The following is a 16,108-nucleotide window of genomic DNA, read 5'->3' on the forward strand; positions in this document are numbered from 1 at the left end:
CTATGAGCTATGAGCTATGAGCTATGAGCTATGAGCTATGAGCTATGAGCTATGAGCTATGAGCTATGAGCTATGAGCTATGAGCTATGAGCTATGAGCTATGCCTCGCTCTTTACGGCAATGGCGGCGGCAATGGCGGCGCCGATGCCGGAGCCGTCCTTGACCAGATTCACAGTGACTTGTTCAGCCTGCTCTCCCAGGGCTGCCGCAAGAGCGGCACGAATGGTTTGAGCGTAGCCGGGGATTTTTTCGTATAGGGAGCCGTCGATGGCAATGGCATGGGGAGAAGAACACTCCGGGTCGATGTGGCGGAGAATACCCAGATAGGTAGCCGCAATCATTCGGGCTGAGCGGGCAATCAGCAGTCCGGCGATTTGTTTTAGGGCGGTGCGCTGTTTTAGGGAAGAGTTTGGCAGCTTAAGCCGGTCGTTGAGCCAGTCTGAGATATCGTCCAGGGCAGGAGTGTGGTCGGACAACAGCCGGGTTATATCTTCACTAGTCAGAGCGTAAGGGGTGGCAAGGGGCTGGCCGGGTTTGGCCCTGGCCATTACCTCAGGGAAGAGGTCAGTGGCAATGAGCCGCAGCAATTCTCCCAGATAGCGGCCGGAAGCCATTTTTTCCAGACGCTGCCGACCGGGGTTATCGCTGGTTTTATCAAGAATGATGTCATAGTAGGTGACCGGAAGCTGATCAAAATTGCCGGATTCCAGATTTAAAATCATCGGCTGGCCGGTAAGGGGGGAGTGGGATTCCAGATAGGCGGTGTTATGTCCGGTGCCACAGATGGAGCCGATATCGGTAGACGGATGCTGAAAGGCTCCTGTTAGCAGTGTGCCTGCCGTATCGTTCAGAATTGCCTTGGGGATTACGTTGGGGAACCTGCAGCGGATTAAAGCTTCCTGCAGCAGCTGGTTCACATTGCGGCCTTCCATTCCGGCGGCCTTGATTTCTTTGGTCCAGTCAAGCAGAACGGCATGGTTAATGCTCTGCTGCCGGGAGGGAAAAGAAAAGGTATGTCCCAGATAACAAACAACACCGGGCGGAGCCAGTCTGCCAATGGCGGCGGCAATTGCATTAAATAGTGCTTCCGCCGAAGTATGGGGAGAAAGATAATCTTGCAGCGGCTGACAGGAACGGACCCGGACATCGGACCGCCCCTGGCCCAGCAGTTCAATCAGCAGCACCCGGACATTGGTACCGCCGAAATCCAGAGCCAGGTAGATGCCGGTTTCCTGTCCGGTAGGTTTGGCTAAATAGGAAGGCAGCATTTTAAGCGGACTGGATTTTTCTGTCAGACCGTCTTCTATGGCCTGGGTAAATGATACGGCTATTTGTTCAAGATGTTGATCGGAAATGGTTAGATGATTAGTTAAACGGGTGAGAAGAGGAGAAAAGGTAGTCATAATTCAACCTCCTTGCTTCTATTATACTACCTTCCTACTTATTTAGCATTTTCGCTGTTTCCCGTTTTGCCAATAACCGGCCGAAGCTTTTGCTTACGACGGCGTCAGTTAAAACTTCTTTTTTGTGTCTCTACCATGCAAATTGCAATAACAATGAGAATGGCTTCAAAAGCAACTACAACAATATCTAACGCTGCCAGATACCCATATGCTTTGGTTAAGTATCCCATTAACGGACCGGAAAAAAATGATAGAAAATAACTAGAGGCACCGACAATTCCTGTTGCTAAACCAATTTGATGCGGTTTGACGCCGTCTTGTGCAATTGTATATCCTAACACATAGATTGCGTGAAGTCCGATTCCCATCAGCCCGCCTACGAAGTATAATAAAAATGTTGAATTTTGCGGGATAAAGTGAAAGATGAGTACAGCGCAAAGGGTATTCAGAATTGCCAAAAATGTAATCATTGGTTTACGGCCAAAATGATCGGCGAAATAACCTAAAACAACAGAGCTTAATCCGCCGACGCCATAGATAATTCCAAAAAATTGACCGGCATGAGCTGCGGAGAATCCTTTATAGGTCATAAATAAGTAAGGTCCCATGGATGCGAAACCCCAATAAGGGATAATGTTTAAAATTTGAATCAGTACACCGAGCCACACAATTCGGTTAGAGCCAACCGTATGTAACGCTTCCAGCAGATGAGTTTGTTTGATGTCTTTTGATTGGTCTGTATAACGTGCTTTGAATCCAAAAATTAGTATTACAGCAAAAGCAACGGTGACAGCACCCATTGTCAGCAGGCCGCCACTCCAGCTTCCGGTTGTTTCGAGGTTCCAGCCGTAATAGGATGGCCCTGCATAGGCTCCTATTGAGTAAAAAGTCATCATTAAACCGTTTAACATGGCTCTGGCTGCCGGGAAAATTGATCCTGCAACCGAATACATGACAATGTTCCAGATCCCTTCAGTTGCCCCAAACGAAAACCGCCAGACGGCTGCTTCGATGAAACTGTGGGAAGTAGTTACCAGCATAGTCATCGTGCCGATTCCCATCATTCCCATAATCAGCATCCGCTTACGCCCAAAGCGATCCGCTAGATAACCTGCTGGAATATCAATCAATGCCTGACCTAAAGTGAAAATAGTACCTAATGTGCCAATTTGGATTGTTGTTAGTGCAAGCTGACTTGCAACTGATTTTAGTCCAACGCCGAACGATAGGCGATTTGCCGAATAAAAAGCATAGCCTAGCGCAAGTAAGAATAATTGTAACCAAATAATTTTAGGCAGTTTAAATAAATTTTTTTCCGACACAAGTAACCTCCTGTTGTACTGTTAATTTGCTAATGGTAAACGCCCCTAACGGTTTAAAATCGTTAGGGGCGTTTTACCGTGGGACCACCCTATAAAATAATAATTTTTATAAGCTATTTTCTTCTGTTTTAAAGTAAGTGCTACTCTTTAGTTTCCTTTGATGCCCAATAACCGGCTAAAAGGGAACCGGAGAAATTGTGCCAGACGCTGAAGATCGCTCCGGGGATAGCGGCAACGGGGTCGAGGTGGGCAATGGCCAGCGCCACCGCCAGACCGGAATTCTCCATGCCGATTTCAAAGGAAATCGCTTTTGCTTTTTTGTGGTTCATCCCCACTGCCCGGGAAGCACCATAGCCGATCCCCAGGCCGCAGACATTATGCAGGATAACAGCGAGGAAGGCGATGACTGCCACCGTAGCCAGCTTAGCGGCGCTCAAAGCCACCACGATAGTGATGATGGCAATAATCGATACCACCGAAATCAGTGGAATAATTTTTATCACCTTGTCGACAAAGTCAGAGGCAAAGGCCCGAATAACAATGCCCAGGGCCACCGGCAAGATCACAATTTTCAGAATATCTACCAATAGCGCCTCGGCTTGGATCGGTATCAGGGTACCGGCCAGCAGCAAAAAAATGTACGGGGTCAATATCGGCGCCAATACAGTATTAATACTGGAAACGGTCACCGAAAGGGCCGTATCGCCCTTGGAAATAAAAGTCATTACATTGGAGGCAGTGCCGCTGGGGCAGCAGCCGACCAGGATTAGTCCGGCTGCCAGCATCGGCGGCAGTCCCATAAGTTTGCCGACGGCAAAAGCAACCAGGGGCATAATGCAATAGCGGAAGACCACTCCACAGAGAACATCTTTGGGCCGGGTGAACACCAGTTTAAAATCATTCAGTGTCATGGTCAGGCCCATTCCCAGCATAATCAAGCCAAGAAGATAGGTGATCCAGCCGCCGTAGCCTTTAAACGGAGCGGGAAAGAAAAAAGCAATGACTGCAAACAGAATGACCCATACCGGGAAAAACCGCGTAATAAATTTAACTATTTTCTCAATAGTATCCATAATTTCCCTCCTATTTCAATACGGCACCGGTATTGGCCGATGTGACTAGCTTAGCATAGCGAGCCAGATAGCCGCTGGTGACTTTTGGCTTTGGCTGGGACCAGGCAGCTTTCCGTTTCGCCAATTCTTCATCGCTCACCTTTAATTCCAGCTTTCTGCCGGGAATATCAATTAAAATACTGTCTCCTTCTTTAATTAAGCCAATCGGCCCGCCTTCCATGGCTTCTGGTGAAATATGCCCGACACAGGCGCCGCGGCTGGCACCGCTGAACCGTCCGTCGGTTAATAGACCGACTTTCAGACCCATCCCGGTAATCACGGCGGTAGGATTCAGCATCTCCCGCATTCCCGGTCCGCCTTTCGGTCCCTCGTAGCGAATGACAACAACGTCGCCGTTATGAATTTTTTTAGCGGTAATGGCGTCGATCGCCGCTTCCTCCGAATCGAATACTTTGGCTTTGCCTTCATAGACCAGCATGTCTTCCGCCACAGCGCTTTCTTTGATGACCGAGCCGTAAGGGGCGAGGTTGCCGGTCAAAATGGCGATGCCGCCTTTATTCCGGTAAGGTGTTTCCACGCTCCGGATTACGTCCGGGCGGGTAATGGCCGCATCTTTGATCCGATCTTCCACCGTACCGCTGACGGTCAGCGCGTCGGTGTGAATAATGCCCAGTTTCGTCAATTCTTTCATTACCGCAGCAATGCCGCCGGCTTCGTTTAAATCCTGCAGGTGGTGAGAACCACCGGGGCTCATTTTGGTAATATAAGCTGCTTTGCCGCTGATCTCGTCGAATTTTGTCAAGGACAGATCCAGTCCCGCCTCATAGGCGATGGCTGGCAGATGCAGCACTGTATTAGTGGAACCGCCGGTAGCCATGTCTACGGCGACGGCATTTTCGAACGCTTTCATCGTCATGATATCCCGTGGTTTGATGTCCTTTTTTACCAGTTCGACAACTAGTCCGCCGGCCCGTTTCGCCAGCATCCGGCGGGCGCCAAAATATGCCGCCGGGATTGTGCCGTTGCCGGGAAGACCCATGCCCAGGGCTTCTGTCAGACAGTTCATCGTGTTGGCGGTGAATAGTCCGGCACAGGAACCGCAGCCGGGACAGGCGGATTTTTCCATGGCATCCAGTTCGGCAGCGTTGATTTTGCCGGATTCAAACAGGCCGGCTGCTTCAAACATGGTGCTGACGCTGACGTCTTTTCCCTGGTAACGGCCGGCCAGCATTGGTCCGCCGCTGACGACGACGCAGGGAATATTCAGACGGGCAGCCGCCATTAACATTCCGGGGACGATTTTATCACAGTTGGGAATGAGGACCAGACCGTCGAATCCGTGGGCAATCGTCATGGCTTCAATCGAGTCGGCGATGAGCTCCCGGCTAGCCAGGGGGTATTTCATGCCTTCGTGGCCCATGGCGATTCCGTCGCAAATGCCGATAGACGGGAATTCGATCGGCGTACCGCCGCCGGCGGCAACTCCCAGTTTTACCGCCTCGGCGATTTCCCGCAGATGGATATGGCCGGGAATGATCTCGTTGAAGGCGTTAACGACTCCAATGAGCGGCTTTTCCAGATCTTCCGGCGTATACCCCATCGCGTAAAACAACGAGCGGTGGGCAGTTCTGGTGGAGCCTTTTTTAACAATGTCACTACGCATTATAATTCCTCCTAAAATAATTAATAAAAAACCTCCTGTCTCTTCAAGTCAAAGACTTAAAGGGGCAAGAGGAATTTCTCACGGTACCACCCTTTTTCGCAGACAAAATCATCTGCATCTTATCAGGTCTAACAACCCTAGCAAAGTAACGATTGCACTCTTTTGGAGCCAAATCCGGCGCAGCCTACTTATTTTCAGCTTTGCAGTTCAGGAGCGAGAGTTTGTATATTTCCATTACCGGTTCGCACCAGCCACCGGCTCTCTGCAATGAAAGATGTACACATGTCTCCGTCATCACTTTTGTATTATGTATTCATTTATAATACTGTAAACTTTATTACAGTATAGGATTAATATTGTCAATTGTCAATATTAAATTTATCATTTTTATGAGCCATGAGCCATGAGCCATGAGCCATGAGCCATGAGCCATGAGCTATGAGCTACTTTTCCGGCAGCAGGACATGTTCCAGCAGAATACACAGCAGCATACCCGCCAGAAAGCCGTTGCTGAAGATGTAGCGCAGCCAAACCGGCAGACTGATAAAGGTGGAAGCCGGCAATGTCAGAATACCGGTTCCGACCAACAGCGGAATACCGACGACAAATACCCGCCGCCCGGTTAATTGAATCCGGGCGTAGTCCTGGAGCCCGAAGCACAGCATTTGGCAAAAAGATGCCAATAGTACGGAATAACCCACCGGGGCAGGGATGGAACTGAGAAATTGGCCGATTGATGGCAGCAGGCCCATGAGCATCATTAGGATGGAGAACAGCAAAAACGGCAGCCTGGCACCAACTCCCGTCAGGCTGACCAGGCCGGCGCTGCCCGAGTAGGGTACCAGGCCGACGGTAGCGCCGATTCCTGATAAGATATCGCCAATTCCGGTACAGGTTACGCCCCGGTCATAATCTTTTTTTTCAGCTGTGATGTCCAGGGTTCGCTCCATGGCCAGGATACTGGCTACCGAATTGGACAGTACCAGTATGCCGGTTAAAATGCAGATTAAAATGATCGCCGGATCAAAGGTGGGCGTACCCCAGGCGAATAAGGCAGGAATTTCTGCGATATTGCGGCTGTTCCAGCCAATACTGGGGGATATCCCCAGTAAAGCAGCGGCGATCCAGCCGATGGCGGTGCCGATGAGAATGGCAATGCTGCGAAAAAAGCCGTGGCATTTTAAATTCACCAAGATCACGACGGCAATGACCAGCAGAGATACGAACATCGCGGGAAAGCTGACGGCGTCCCCTTCCCGGGTGATGCCCAGCATACCCCGGAGAAAGGGGCCTGACAGCTGCAGCCCCAGCAATACCAGTACCGTTCCGGTAACCGGAGGGGTAAACAGTTTCAATGCCCGGCTGATTAACCCGGTCATGCCCATAAGAACCAGCACCATTCCGGCGATGATCATGCCCAGTTCCAAATCGCTGCGGAGCAGGGCGATATCTTTGCCCATGGTGGGAGCCATATAGCCAAGCGTCAGAAAGATGCCCCACCACATACCGGCCGGCCCTTCAATAATTGGCAGTCGGTGGCCGTATAGAACTTGGAGAATCGAGGCGGCTGAGGCAAAAAACATGATCCGCTGGGACAATTGGGCGCTGCCTGCCGGATCAAGCCCCAGAGCCTGACCGACAACGACAGGGATAACGGAGACGTTGACTAGGTTAAACGCCAGCCACTGGAAGGAATATAACAACGTACGGGAGGCAGGCAGCCGATCGTTCAGCTGGTATAAAATAGACATGGGATATTCCTTTCTGCAAAAGCCAAAGCGTGATACTGAAATAGAGGATATATATATTGTAACACAAATGAGAATTCGTGGCGAAATTAGGCGTATAAACCAAAAGCCTGCATTCCTAAAGAGTGCAGGGAGTTTTGGCAGCTAAAAACTTATTTTTTTGCGGACATGAGACTTCTGAAGAATATGAGCTACCGGATTGGGTCAGTATAGGTGTCATCGCGAGGCGTTAGCCGTGGTGATTTCAAAGCAGGATAGGCGACGGGCAAAGCCGGCAATCCGGATTGCTTCGCTGCCGCTCGCAATGACAGAATTTAGTGCCAAGTCCCAAGTCCCAAGTTCTACGTTCCAAGTGCTATGCGCCCTAAGCCCTAATTCTTTACCGTCGCCATCATGTCCCGGAACAGGGGTTCCCAATAAGTCCGGTCACTGTCGGGGCACAATAGGGCCAGACCTGTCAGATGCCGGTCCTGGGTGAAAACATAAACATTGGCGAACATGGGCAGAGGGAGTTTTTCGGTGACAATCAGCAGAGAGGTTAAATTGATCGCGTTGGTTTTGCCGACAGCGGCAGGTTTCAGGGGATACCACTGCAGCAATTGGGCGCCGTTTTCGGTTATGCTTTTACCAACCATTTCTTTGACGGCACCGGAAATCAGCTGCAAGCTTTTGGTATTGGCGCTGGCTTGAGTAAAAATATCCGCAGCAAGTCCCATATCTTTTGTGTCCTTGTAGATAATTAAGCGGGCATAATGCCGGGTGTCGTTTATATTGGCGGTTATATCGTATTGTGCGGCTATGGCAGCGGTTCCTTCGACTCCTTTTGCTTCGGTTGCTTCCACCGGCAGGGGCAGCAGCAGCGTACCGATGTCGGCAATTTCCAGGGGGGTGCTGATTGCAACCGGGGCGGCAAAAACGGGACGACCGCAAAAACCAAGCAAAACTAAGCAGAAAACTGTAATAATGAAACGATGTAGCCGGTTCATTGTCAATCCTCCTCTTTTTAGTAGTCAATGCAGAATATATTCCCGGCAGCAGTCAAAAATCCCTGCTAAATGGGAAATTAATGAAAAGAAATCGATACATGCGATAGTAAAGAAATGATTTAATTAGATATTTTTCTGAACAGGCAGGATTTGCCGGCAAATTTGCGAAGTAACAAAATTAACATATTTTGCAAGGGTAAGGATGGATGGAAAATGATTAAGCAATTATGGGAAATCCGGGAAGAGGTTAGAAATCGCTGCCCCCTTATTGTAAATCTTACTAATAACGTAGTCACAAATTTTACGGCCAATGTTCTGCTGGCGGCGGGAGCGTCGCCGATTATGTCCGAAGGAGCGGCGGAAGCGGAATCGCTGGCCGGAAGCTGCGATGCCCTGATTTTAAATATCGGCACGCTTCATACCCGCCAGATTTCTTATTTTTTGAAGGCCGGTGAATATGCCAATAAATTTAAAAAGCCGATTGTTTTTGATCCGGTGGGAGTCGGCGCGACTCCTTACCGGAATATGGCCGCCGCGCAGATTATCAATGATATCAAGCTGAGTCTGATTCGCGGGAATTATGGGGAAATCGGCTTTTTGGCCGGTACCGCCGACCAGGTAAAAGGGGTTGACAGCGCCAGTTCAGAGGCCAATGTGGAAAGTCTGAAGCAGCTGGCAGTCCAAACCGGGGCACTGGTTGCCGCTACCGGGCCGTTGGACTATGTCACCGACGGGGAGCGGGTATTTTCCAATGGCACAGGAGATCCCCTGCTGCAATTGGTTACCGGCACAGGCTGCGCGCTCAGTTCTCTGACCGGGGCTTTTCTGGCGGTGGCGGAAGATAAGCAGCTGGGGGTTTTGGCAGCCCTGGCTTTTTATGGGGCGGCGGCAGAGAAGGCGGCTGATAAAGCAAAAGGTCCGGGCAGTTTTGCCGTTAAATTTATGGATGCGTTGTATAATTTGACATATAAAGAGTTTCGCAAACTGGCTGCGGCGAAAACGGCAGCCCCGGGATTGGCGCCGGAGAATGGACCGGCGGAGGAAGCGGGAACGATTGTCGGCGGCGAAGGGGATTTTAACGAAAGGAAGTGAACCGATGGCCGATTATACCGAAACAGAATTGAAACTGCAGGTAACGGCTCCCGGAATCTGGGACGAGCTGCTGGTATCACCGCTGCTGGCTGCTGATGATGCTGAGCCGGCCGTCACCCGGAGTTTGGAAGCCAGGTATTATGATACAGCCAATCAGGCACTGCAGCAATCACGGCTGACTTACCGCGTCCGACGGGAAGGGGACCGCTGGGTGGCTACTGTTAAAGGGGATGGAAAGTCTGCCGGGGGGCTTCATTGCCGGCAGGAATGGAATGTGGCTGTTGAGGATGATGCGCCGGATATTGAGCCCTTTATGGCTACTCCCGTCGGTTTCCGGCTGCGGCAGGCCGTAGGCGGGGCAGAACTGCTGCCGCTGTTTATTACCCGGTTCCAGCGGCGAATTTTTAACATTTCCACTGCTGACGGCAACCGGATCGAGGCGGCTGCCGATCGGGGCGAGATTGTGGCTGGTGAGACAGACCGGCGGGAACCGATATTGGAAGTGGAGCTGGAATTGAAACAGGGCCAGCCGGTCGTCTTGCTGCAGCTGGGGGCGGAGCTATCCCGCCGATTTCCCCTGCTGCCGGAGCCGAGGAGCAAATACTACCGGGGATTGGTGCTAGCCGGTTTAACCAGGCGGGAGGACGGGAAAAGTCATCCGCCGGTTCGCTTGGCAGACAGCGATCCTTTAGGATCCTGTTTGGAACGGATCATGCCGGAATGGGTCCAACAGGTATTGGCGGTTCAGACGGAATTTCTTCGGCGGCCGAAAGAACCAGAAGCCCTGCATGAATTGCAGACGGCGTTACGGCGGCTGTGTTCTTTGTTGGCTTTCATTCAACCGCTGCTGCCGCCGAAGGAGTATATCCGGCATAAGGCGGCGCTGCAGCAGTGGGACCGGGAACTGGAACCCTTGCGAAAAATTGAGGAGCTTTGGACCGAATGGAGGTCAATTTGTCGGCAGACAGGAAATGAATTGGAACAGGTATTGGCGCTGGAACATCATCGCCAGGCCGAACGATTGGCAGCTTCGCTGGCGGCCGGAAGGACAACGCCCCTGCTGTTGGAGCTGTGGGGCTGGCTGCTGAAGTTGCCCTGGAAAAATTCGCTTCCGTCAGAGGTGTCATTGGATACGTTTGTCAGACAACGGCTGCCGCAATGGCTGGAATAATAGGCAAAGCCGCTGAAGCGCCTTTTCGGCACTTATCGCATAGCGCAGGGCTTTGACTAAAAGATTTTATAAAAAAATCAGCAGGCAGTCCGTGTGAAGGGCTGTCTGCTGTATAGAGACATGACTTCGTACTAAGCGAGGCCATGCCAAGTGGGGCTTAGTTATTTTGTACCGCGGGCTTCGTCCTGACTGACGGCGGCCTGGGCGGCTGCCAGCCGGGCAATGGGAACCCGGTAGGGCGAACAGCTGACGAAATCCAGACCAATTTGATGGCAGAATTCCACCGAACTTGGTTCGCCGCCGTGTTCGCCGCAGATGCCGATCATCATGTTGGGGCGGGTTTTTCGGCCGCCGGCCACGGCGATTTGCATCAATTTACCGACACCTTTGCGATCCAGTACGGCAAAGGGATTATCTTTTAAAATTTTCTTATCCAGGTAATAAGGCAGGAATTTGCCTTCGGCGTCGTCGCGGCTGAAGCCCAGACAGGTTTGAGTCAGGTCGTTGGTGCCGAAACTGAAAAATTCGGCAACTTCAGCCAGCTCATCGGCCAGCAGGGCGGCCCGCGGCAGTTCAATCATGGTGCCAATGCTGTAATGGAAGCTGACGCCGTATTGCTGCATGACTTCCCGGCCGATACGGTCGATTTTTTCTTTAAAGAAGGACATCTCGTCCTTGCTGATCGTCAGAGGAATTTCAATTTCCGGCAGTATGTGAAAGCCTTCTTTTGTCAGGCGGGCAGCGGCGTTAAAGATGGCCCGCATCTGCATTTCATAGACTTCCGGAAAGGTGATGCCCAGACGGCAGCCGCGGTGTCCCAGCATCGGATTGAATTCATGGAGCTGTTTTACTTTTTTCAGTAATGCTTCTTTTTCCGCCAGCAGTTTTGGATTTTTACCCAGGGTGCGCAGTTTGGTGGTTTCCACCAGCAGTTCTTCCTGGCTGGGCAAAAATTCATGCAGCGGCGGATCCAGCAGGCGGATGCATACCGGGAAGCTTTCCATGGCTTTTAAAATACCATAGAAATCACCTTCCTGCATCGGCAGAAGGTGGGATAAGGCTGCCTTTCTGTCTTCCGGGTTTTCCGCCAAAATCATCTGCTGTACATATGGCAGGCGATCCTGCTGCATAAACATATGCTCCGTGCGGGTAAGACCGATGCCGGTAGCGCCGAATTGGCGGGCCCGCAACGCATCTTCCGGCGTATCGGCATTGGCGCGGACATCCAGGTGTTTGGCTTCATCGGCCCAGGCTAATAAGTCCAGATATTCTTTGGACAATTCCGGGTCTTTCATGGGTACTTCGCCTAAAATAACCCGTCCGGTAGCGCCGTCAATGGACAGTAGATCTCCTTCCCGGACCGTGAGATCACTGATGGCGATTTCTTTTTTCGCATAATCAATTTTCAGAGCTTCACAGCCGCAGACGCAGGGCTTTCCCATGCCCCGGGCGACGACGGCCGCATGGCTGGTCATTCCGCCCCGGCTGGTCAGTACGCCCTGGGCGGTAATAATGCCGTGAATATCATCGGGAGTGGTTTCCGTTCGTACCAGCAGGACTTTTTTTCCGGCCTTGCCCAACGCTTCCGCGTCGTCCGCGTCAAAGACAACGGTTCCCGAAGCGGCGCCGGGGGAAGCGGGTAAGCCCTGAGCTACAATGTTGAGGGCTGCCGAACTGTCGATTTGGCGGTGGAGCAACTGAACCAGCTGATCCGGTTCTACCATTAACAAGGCTTCTGTTTTACTGATCAGTCCTTCGTCCACCATGTCATGCGCCACTTTTACGGCGGCCTGGGCGGTACGTTTGCCATTTCGGGTTTGCAGCATGTACAGCTTGCCTTTTTCAATGGTGAATTCGATATCCTGCAGGTTGCGGTAATGTTTTTCCAAAATACCGGCGGTTTGGGCGAACTGCTGATAAATAGCCGGCATTTCGTCTTTTAGTTTGGCGATTGGCTGAGGAGTCCGGATACCGGCTACGACATCCTCGCCCTGAGCGTTGGTCAGATATTCGCCATACAGAATATTTTCCCCGGTAGAGGGATTGCGGGTGAAGGCTACGCCGGTACCGCAATCGCTGCCCATATTGCCGAATACCATGGACTGGATGTTAACGGCGGTTCCCAGATCGTGATCGATTTTATTCAGGTTGCGGTAAATGATGGCCCGATCATTGTTCCAGGAACGGAATACGGCCTCCACAGCCATAAACAGTTGTTCGGTTGGGTCCTCGGGAAAGGGCCGGCCGGTTTTTTGTTCTACTAAATCCTTATAGGCAACGATAATATCCCGGAGGGATGTAGCGGAAAGTTCCTGATCATACGTTACGCCCTGACGGCTTTTCTGCCGACTCAGGATAGATTCAAAGTCGTGTTTGGGAATTTCCAGCACGACATCGGAAAACATTTGTATGAAACGGCGGTAGGCATCATAAGCGAAGCGCGGGTTATCTGTGTTTTTTGCCAGTCCGGTGACAGTTTGTTCATTCAGTCCCAGATTTAAAATCGTATCCATCATGCCGGGCATAGAAAATACGGCGCCGGAGCGAACCGATACCAGCAGCGGATTGGCAGTGTCGCCGAATTTTTTGCCGGTGGCTTGTTCCAGATGCCTTAACTTGTTTTTGACTTCGTCCGTCAGACCAGCCGGTAGTTTTTTGCCTGCGGTATAGTATTCTTTGCAGGCGTCGGTGGTAATTGTCATTCCCGGCGGCACCGGCAGATGAATATTGGTCATTTCCGCCAAATTGGCTCCTTTTCCTCCCAATAGGGAACGCATGCTAGCGTTGCCTTCCTCAAATAAATAGACAAATTTTGGCACTAACGATCGACTCCTTCACGGTAATATTCCAGCACTCTGGCGGCTGTTTCCTCAGTAGCTTTATTGGTAACGTCGATAATCGGGCAGCCGATTTTGCGCATAATAGTGTCGGCGTAATCCAGTTCTTCCAGAATACGCTCATAATTGGCGTAATCGGCATGAGGTGATAAGCCCATGGCCCGCAGGCGTTCCTGACGAATTTCGTAGAGTAAGGCCGGTTTAATAGTTAGTCCGACGACCCGCTGAGCCGGAACCTGAAATAGTTCCGGCGGCGGCGTAACTTCCGGCACCAGCGGTATGTTGGCCGCTTTGATTCCCTTATGCGCCAGATACATGCACAAAGGGGTTTTAGAAGCCCGGGAAATTCCGGCTACGACGATATCGGCCCGCAATAGGCCCCGGGGTTCTTTGCCGTCGTCAAATTTGACGGCAAATTCAATCGCCTCCACCTTGCTGAAGTATTCATCATCCATTTTGCGGATGAGCCCTGGCTCGTATTTCGGCGGCAAATCGCTGACGCTTTTTAAGGCTTCGATGATCGGTCCCATTACGTCCACAGAAATCAGATTCAGTTCCTGAGCTTTTTTCTCCAAAAACGATTTTAAATTTGGCCGCACCAGTGTATAGATAACAATACCGCCGGCTTCTTTAGCTTCCAGCAGCGCCTCTTCCACCTGACGGGCGGAAATCAGATAAGGTACTCGGCGGATATCAATATGGCCGGAATCAAATTGACTGGCTGCCGCGTTTACAACCACTTCACCGGTTTCGCCAATGGAATCGGACAAAATGTAAACGATGGGCATTTTATGATGTTCCAATTGCAGGCTAATGTGAAATCCTCCTTCTGCACCGTATTAGTTTTTATGCTCCACAAGCTGGACAAATAAACGGGTAATGTTGGTTTTGGTAAACCGGCCCACTACCTGATATTTGTCGCCGGCTTCGGTTTCCGCCACTTCTACTACCGGCAGGGAATCAACCTGGTGATTGATAAGCTTTTGCGCTGCCCGCAGCACCGATTCCTGGGGAAAGGTCATTACCAGGTTAGGCATGCGGGTCATGGTTACACCCACAGGTAATTCATTAATACTTTTGCCTCCCATGGCTGCTTTTAAAAGATCTTTGCGGGAAATAACTCCTTCCAAAAACCCGTCGGCCGATACGACGTACATCGTACCCACATCCTCAATAAACATGGTAACAATGGCATCGTATACGGAAATGCTGTCCCGAACCACGATGGGACGGGAATGTATATCAGCCACCCGGATATTGCCTAAAATCCCGGCAACCAGATCGGAAGGATCTTTGCCGGTACAATAGTAGCCAACCCGGGGGCGGGCACCCAGTAAGCCGGAACGGGTCAGAATCGCCAAATCAGGCCGCAGAGCCGCCCGGCTGAGGTTTAATTGTTCAGCAAGCTGACTGGCGGTAATCGGACCATGGTTTTTGACGATTGCTAAAATAGTCGACTGTCTCGGTGATAATTCGATGTAAGTCACCTGCCTTTAGTAAAAGTGCTACACTAATTAAATAAAATACTAAATATAATATACTACATTTAATTAATTATACCTGCAATAATCAAAAAAATATTGTATATGGGAAGAAAACGGAAAATCGCAGGATTTAGTTTGTTAAAGGCGAATAGATAATCCATTAATTGGTCAAGAGAAGGAAGGGATTGGGATGCCGTTTTTTCTGCGCCGGATGTTTTTAGTATGGGTTTGTTTTACCGTGCTCATGTGCTTTGCCGCTTCGACTAAGGCGGAAGCTTTTTCCCTGATTAGCGAACAGGAAGAAATATCCATTGGACGGGATGTGGGAAAGCAGCTGGAAAAGCAGTACGGCTTGGTGGACGATCCGGCACTGCAGGAGCGGGTGACCCGGATTGGCATGAAGCTGGTTGCGGTCTGTGACCGGCCCAATCTGCCTTACAGTTTTAAGGTTCTTAACTCCAAAGAAGTGAATGCCATGGCGGCACCAGGCGGATTTATCTACATATTTAAAGGACTGATTGACATGATGCCCACCGACGATGAACTGGCCGGCGTGATGGGTCACGAATTAGGCCATGTGGTAAAACGGCATACGGTCCATCAGATTGAGAAAAATATGGGGATGGGTATTTTATTTGGTGTTGTTTTTGGCGACCGGGGCGCTTTTTTACAAAATTTGGCGATGAATGCGATTATGGCCGGCTACAGTCGGGAAGATGAGCGTCAGGCCGATCAGCTGGGTTTCCTCCATTCCTATAAAGCCGGCTACAATCCTTACAGTATGCTGATCGGGCTGCAGAAATTATCGGATATGGACCCGGATCAGGCTCAGCATAATGATTTATTTTCCGATCATCCGGAGGGCCGGGCGCGGGTGGCTATGATTCAGGAGACAATGAAAAGCTACAAAATTCGTCCCACCGTCGCGGCGGCTGCCAACGGAGGAGCTCAGGTGGTGGATGGCAACTGGCAGCTGCCGATGATCCAGACGACGAGGAATGGCAATAAACCTCTTATCCGGGCCTATTTTGCCGCCGGTGTTTTGTATCGGTTGTCCCAACTGCCGGATTATAGCGCCGATAAATATATTACGGACAGTGATGATACGAATTTTACGATTTATTATGACGACGAAGCGGTCATTACCCTTACGCCAGAGGATGGCAGTGTTCAGGGAATGAGCGCTATGGATCTGGCAAGCCTGTATATCAACAGCCTGCAGCAATGGAACCGTTAGGGAAAAAACGGGAATAGTCTGGAGAAATGAAGCATATATTTGTGTTGCGTTGCAAATTTGGCAACCGGAACATAGATATATGCTTTTTTATT

12 protein-coding genes and 1 other annotated feature are annotated in these 16,108 nt (G+C 50.7%); of the genes, 3 read left to right on the forward strand and 9 right to left on the reverse strand.

The window, feature by feature from the left end; genetic code table 11:
• Window positions 1-98 precede the first annotated feature (98 nt).
• The 6 genes from ABFC84_01120 to ABFC84_01145 form a co-directional block, all read right to left on the reverse strand.
• Window positions 99-1,403, reverse strand: coding sequence for a hypothetical protein (locus ABFC84_01120; protein MEN6411345.1), 1,305 nt, complete (start codon window positions 1,401-1,403; stop codon window positions 99-101).
• 104 nt (window positions 1,404-1,507) lie between these two features.
• Window positions 1,508-2,725 carry an MFS transporter gene (locus ABFC84_01125; protein MEN6411346.1) on the reverse strand — a complete coding sequence of 406 codons (1,218 nt, stop codon included), beginning with the start codon at window positions 2,723-2,725 and terminating at the stop codon, window positions 1,508-1,510.
• A 140-nt stretch (window positions 2,726-2,865) separates the two neighbouring features.
• Entirely contained in the window at window positions 2,866-3,798 is a 933-nt protein-coding gene (locus tag ABFC84_01130; GenBank protein ID MEN6411347.1) for a bile acid:sodium symporter family protein, read from the reverse strand.
• Between the two features lie 10 nt (window positions 3,799-3,808).
• Window positions 3,809-5,461 (reverse strand): dihydroxy-acid dehydratase, encoded by a 1,653-nt coding sequence (gene ilvD / locus ABFC84_01135; protein MEN6411348.1) that lies wholly within the window; start codon window positions 5,459-5,461, stop codon window positions 3,809-3,811.
• A 57-nt stretch (window positions 5,462-5,518) separates the two neighbouring features.
• Window positions 5,519-5,765, reverse strand: a binding site (T-box leader).
• Window positions 5,766-5,904: 139 nt separating this feature from the next.
• Window positions 5,905-7,212, reverse strand: coding sequence for a purine/pyrimidine permease (locus ABFC84_01140; GenBank protein ID MEN6411349.1), 1,308 nt, complete (start codon window positions 7,210-7,212; stop codon window positions 5,905-5,907).
• A gap of 368 nt (window positions 7,213-7,580) precedes the next feature.
• The gene (locus tag ABFC84_01145; protein ID MEN6411350.1) at window positions 7,581-8,195 is read right to left on the reverse strand and encodes a hypothetical protein; all 615 of its coding nucleotides are present in this window, start codon (window positions 8,193-8,195) and stop codon (window positions 7,581-7,583) included.
• 213 nt (window positions 8,196-8,408) lie between these two features.
• Between ABFC84_01145 and thiM the strand changes: the two genes are divergently transcribed.
• Both thiM and ABFC84_01155 read left to right on the forward strand, forming a co-directional pair.
• The gene (gene thiM / locus ABFC84_01150) at window positions 8,409-9,287 is read left to right on the forward strand and encodes a hydroxyethylthiazole kinase (protein ID MEN6411351.1); all 879 of its coding nucleotides are present in this window, start codon (window positions 8,409-8,411) and stop codon (window positions 9,285-9,287) included.
• Complete coding sequence (locus ABFC84_01155; protein MEN6411352.1) at window positions 9,223-10,458, forward strand: CYTH and CHAD domain-containing protein; 1,236 nt, start codon at window positions 9,223-9,225, stop codon at window positions 10,456-10,458. Before thiM ends, ABFC84_01155 begins: the two co-directional genes overlap by 65 nt.
• A gap of 161 nt (window positions 10,459-10,619) precedes the next feature.
• Here the strand turns inward: ABFC84_01155 and ppdK are convergent, their stop codons facing one another.
• The 3 genes from ppdK to ABFC84_01170 are packed head-to-tail and all read right to left on the reverse strand — an operon-like array spanning window position 10,620 to window position 14,782.
• On the reverse strand, window positions 10,620-13,277 hold the full coding sequence (gene ppdK / locus ABFC84_01160) for a pyruvate, phosphate dikinase (protein MEN6411353.1): 2,658 nt from the start codon (window positions 13,275-13,277) through the stop codon (window positions 10,620-10,622).
• The gene (locus ABFC84_01165; GenBank protein ID MEN6411354.1) at window positions 13,277-14,083 is read right to left on the reverse strand and encodes a pyruvate, water dikinase regulatory protein; all 807 of its coding nucleotides are present in this window, start codon (window positions 14,081-14,083) and stop codon (window positions 13,277-13,279) included. Before ABFC84_01165 ends, ppdK begins: the two co-directional genes overlap by 1 nt.
• Before the next feature lie 51 nt (window positions 14,084-14,134).
• A complete protein-coding gene (locus ABFC84_01170; protein MEN6411355.1) occupies window positions 14,135-14,782 on the reverse strand; it encodes a helix-turn-helix transcriptional regulator in 648 nt (215 codons plus the stop codon).
• 187 nt (window positions 14,783-14,969) lie between these two features.
• On the opposite strand from ABFC84_01170, the gene ABFC84_01175 reads away from it, so the two are divergent.
• On the forward strand, window positions 14,970-16,016 hold the full coding sequence (locus tag ABFC84_01175; GenBank protein MEN6411356.1) for a M48 family metallopeptidase: 1,047 nt from the start codon (window positions 14,970-14,972) through the stop codon (window positions 16,014-16,016).
• Window positions 16,017-16,108 lie beyond the last annotated feature (92 nt).

Source organism: Veillonellales bacterium, assembly GCA_039680175.1.
Classification (GTDB): Bacteria; Bacillota; Negativicutes; order JAAYSF01; family JAAYSF01; genus JBDKTO01.

Bases quoted from the DNA above. Each gene is read 5' to 3' on its own strand.
- ABFC84_01145 (MEN6411350.1), bottom strand. From the start codon at position 8,195: ATGAACCGGCTACATCGTTTCATTATTACAGTTTTCTGCTTAGTTTTG.
- ABFC84_01175 (MEN6411356.1), top strand. From the start codon at position 14,970: ATGCCGTTTTTTCTGCGCCGGATGTTTTTAGTATGGGTTTGTTTTACC.
- ABFC84_01120 (MEN6411345.1), bottom strand. From the start codon at position 1,403: ATGACTACCTTTTCTCCTCTTCTCACCCGTTTAACTAATCATCTAACC.
- ilvD (MEN6411348.1), bottom strand. From the start codon at position 5,461: ATGCGTAGTGACATTGTTAAAAAAGGCTCCACCAGAACTGCCCACCGC.
- ABFC84_01165 (MEN6411354.1), bottom strand. From the start codon at position 14,083: ATGCCCATCGTTTACATTTTGTCCGATTCCATTGGCGAAACCGGTGAA.
- ABFC84_01140 (MEN6411349.1), bottom strand. From the start codon at position 7,212: ATGTCTATTTTATACCAGCTGAACGATCGGCTGCCTGCCTCCCGTACG.
- ABFC84_01130 (MEN6411347.1), bottom strand. From the start codon at position 3,798: ATGGATACTATTGAGAAAATAGTTAAATTTATTACGCGGTTTTTCCCG.
- ABFC84_01155 (MEN6411352.1), top strand. From the start codon at position 9,223: ATGGACCGGCGGAGGAAGCGGGAACGATTGTCGGCGGCGAAGGGGATT.
- thiM (MEN6411351.1), top strand. From the start codon at position 8,409: ATGATTAAGCAATTATGGGAAATCCGGGAAGAGGTTAGAAATCGCTGC.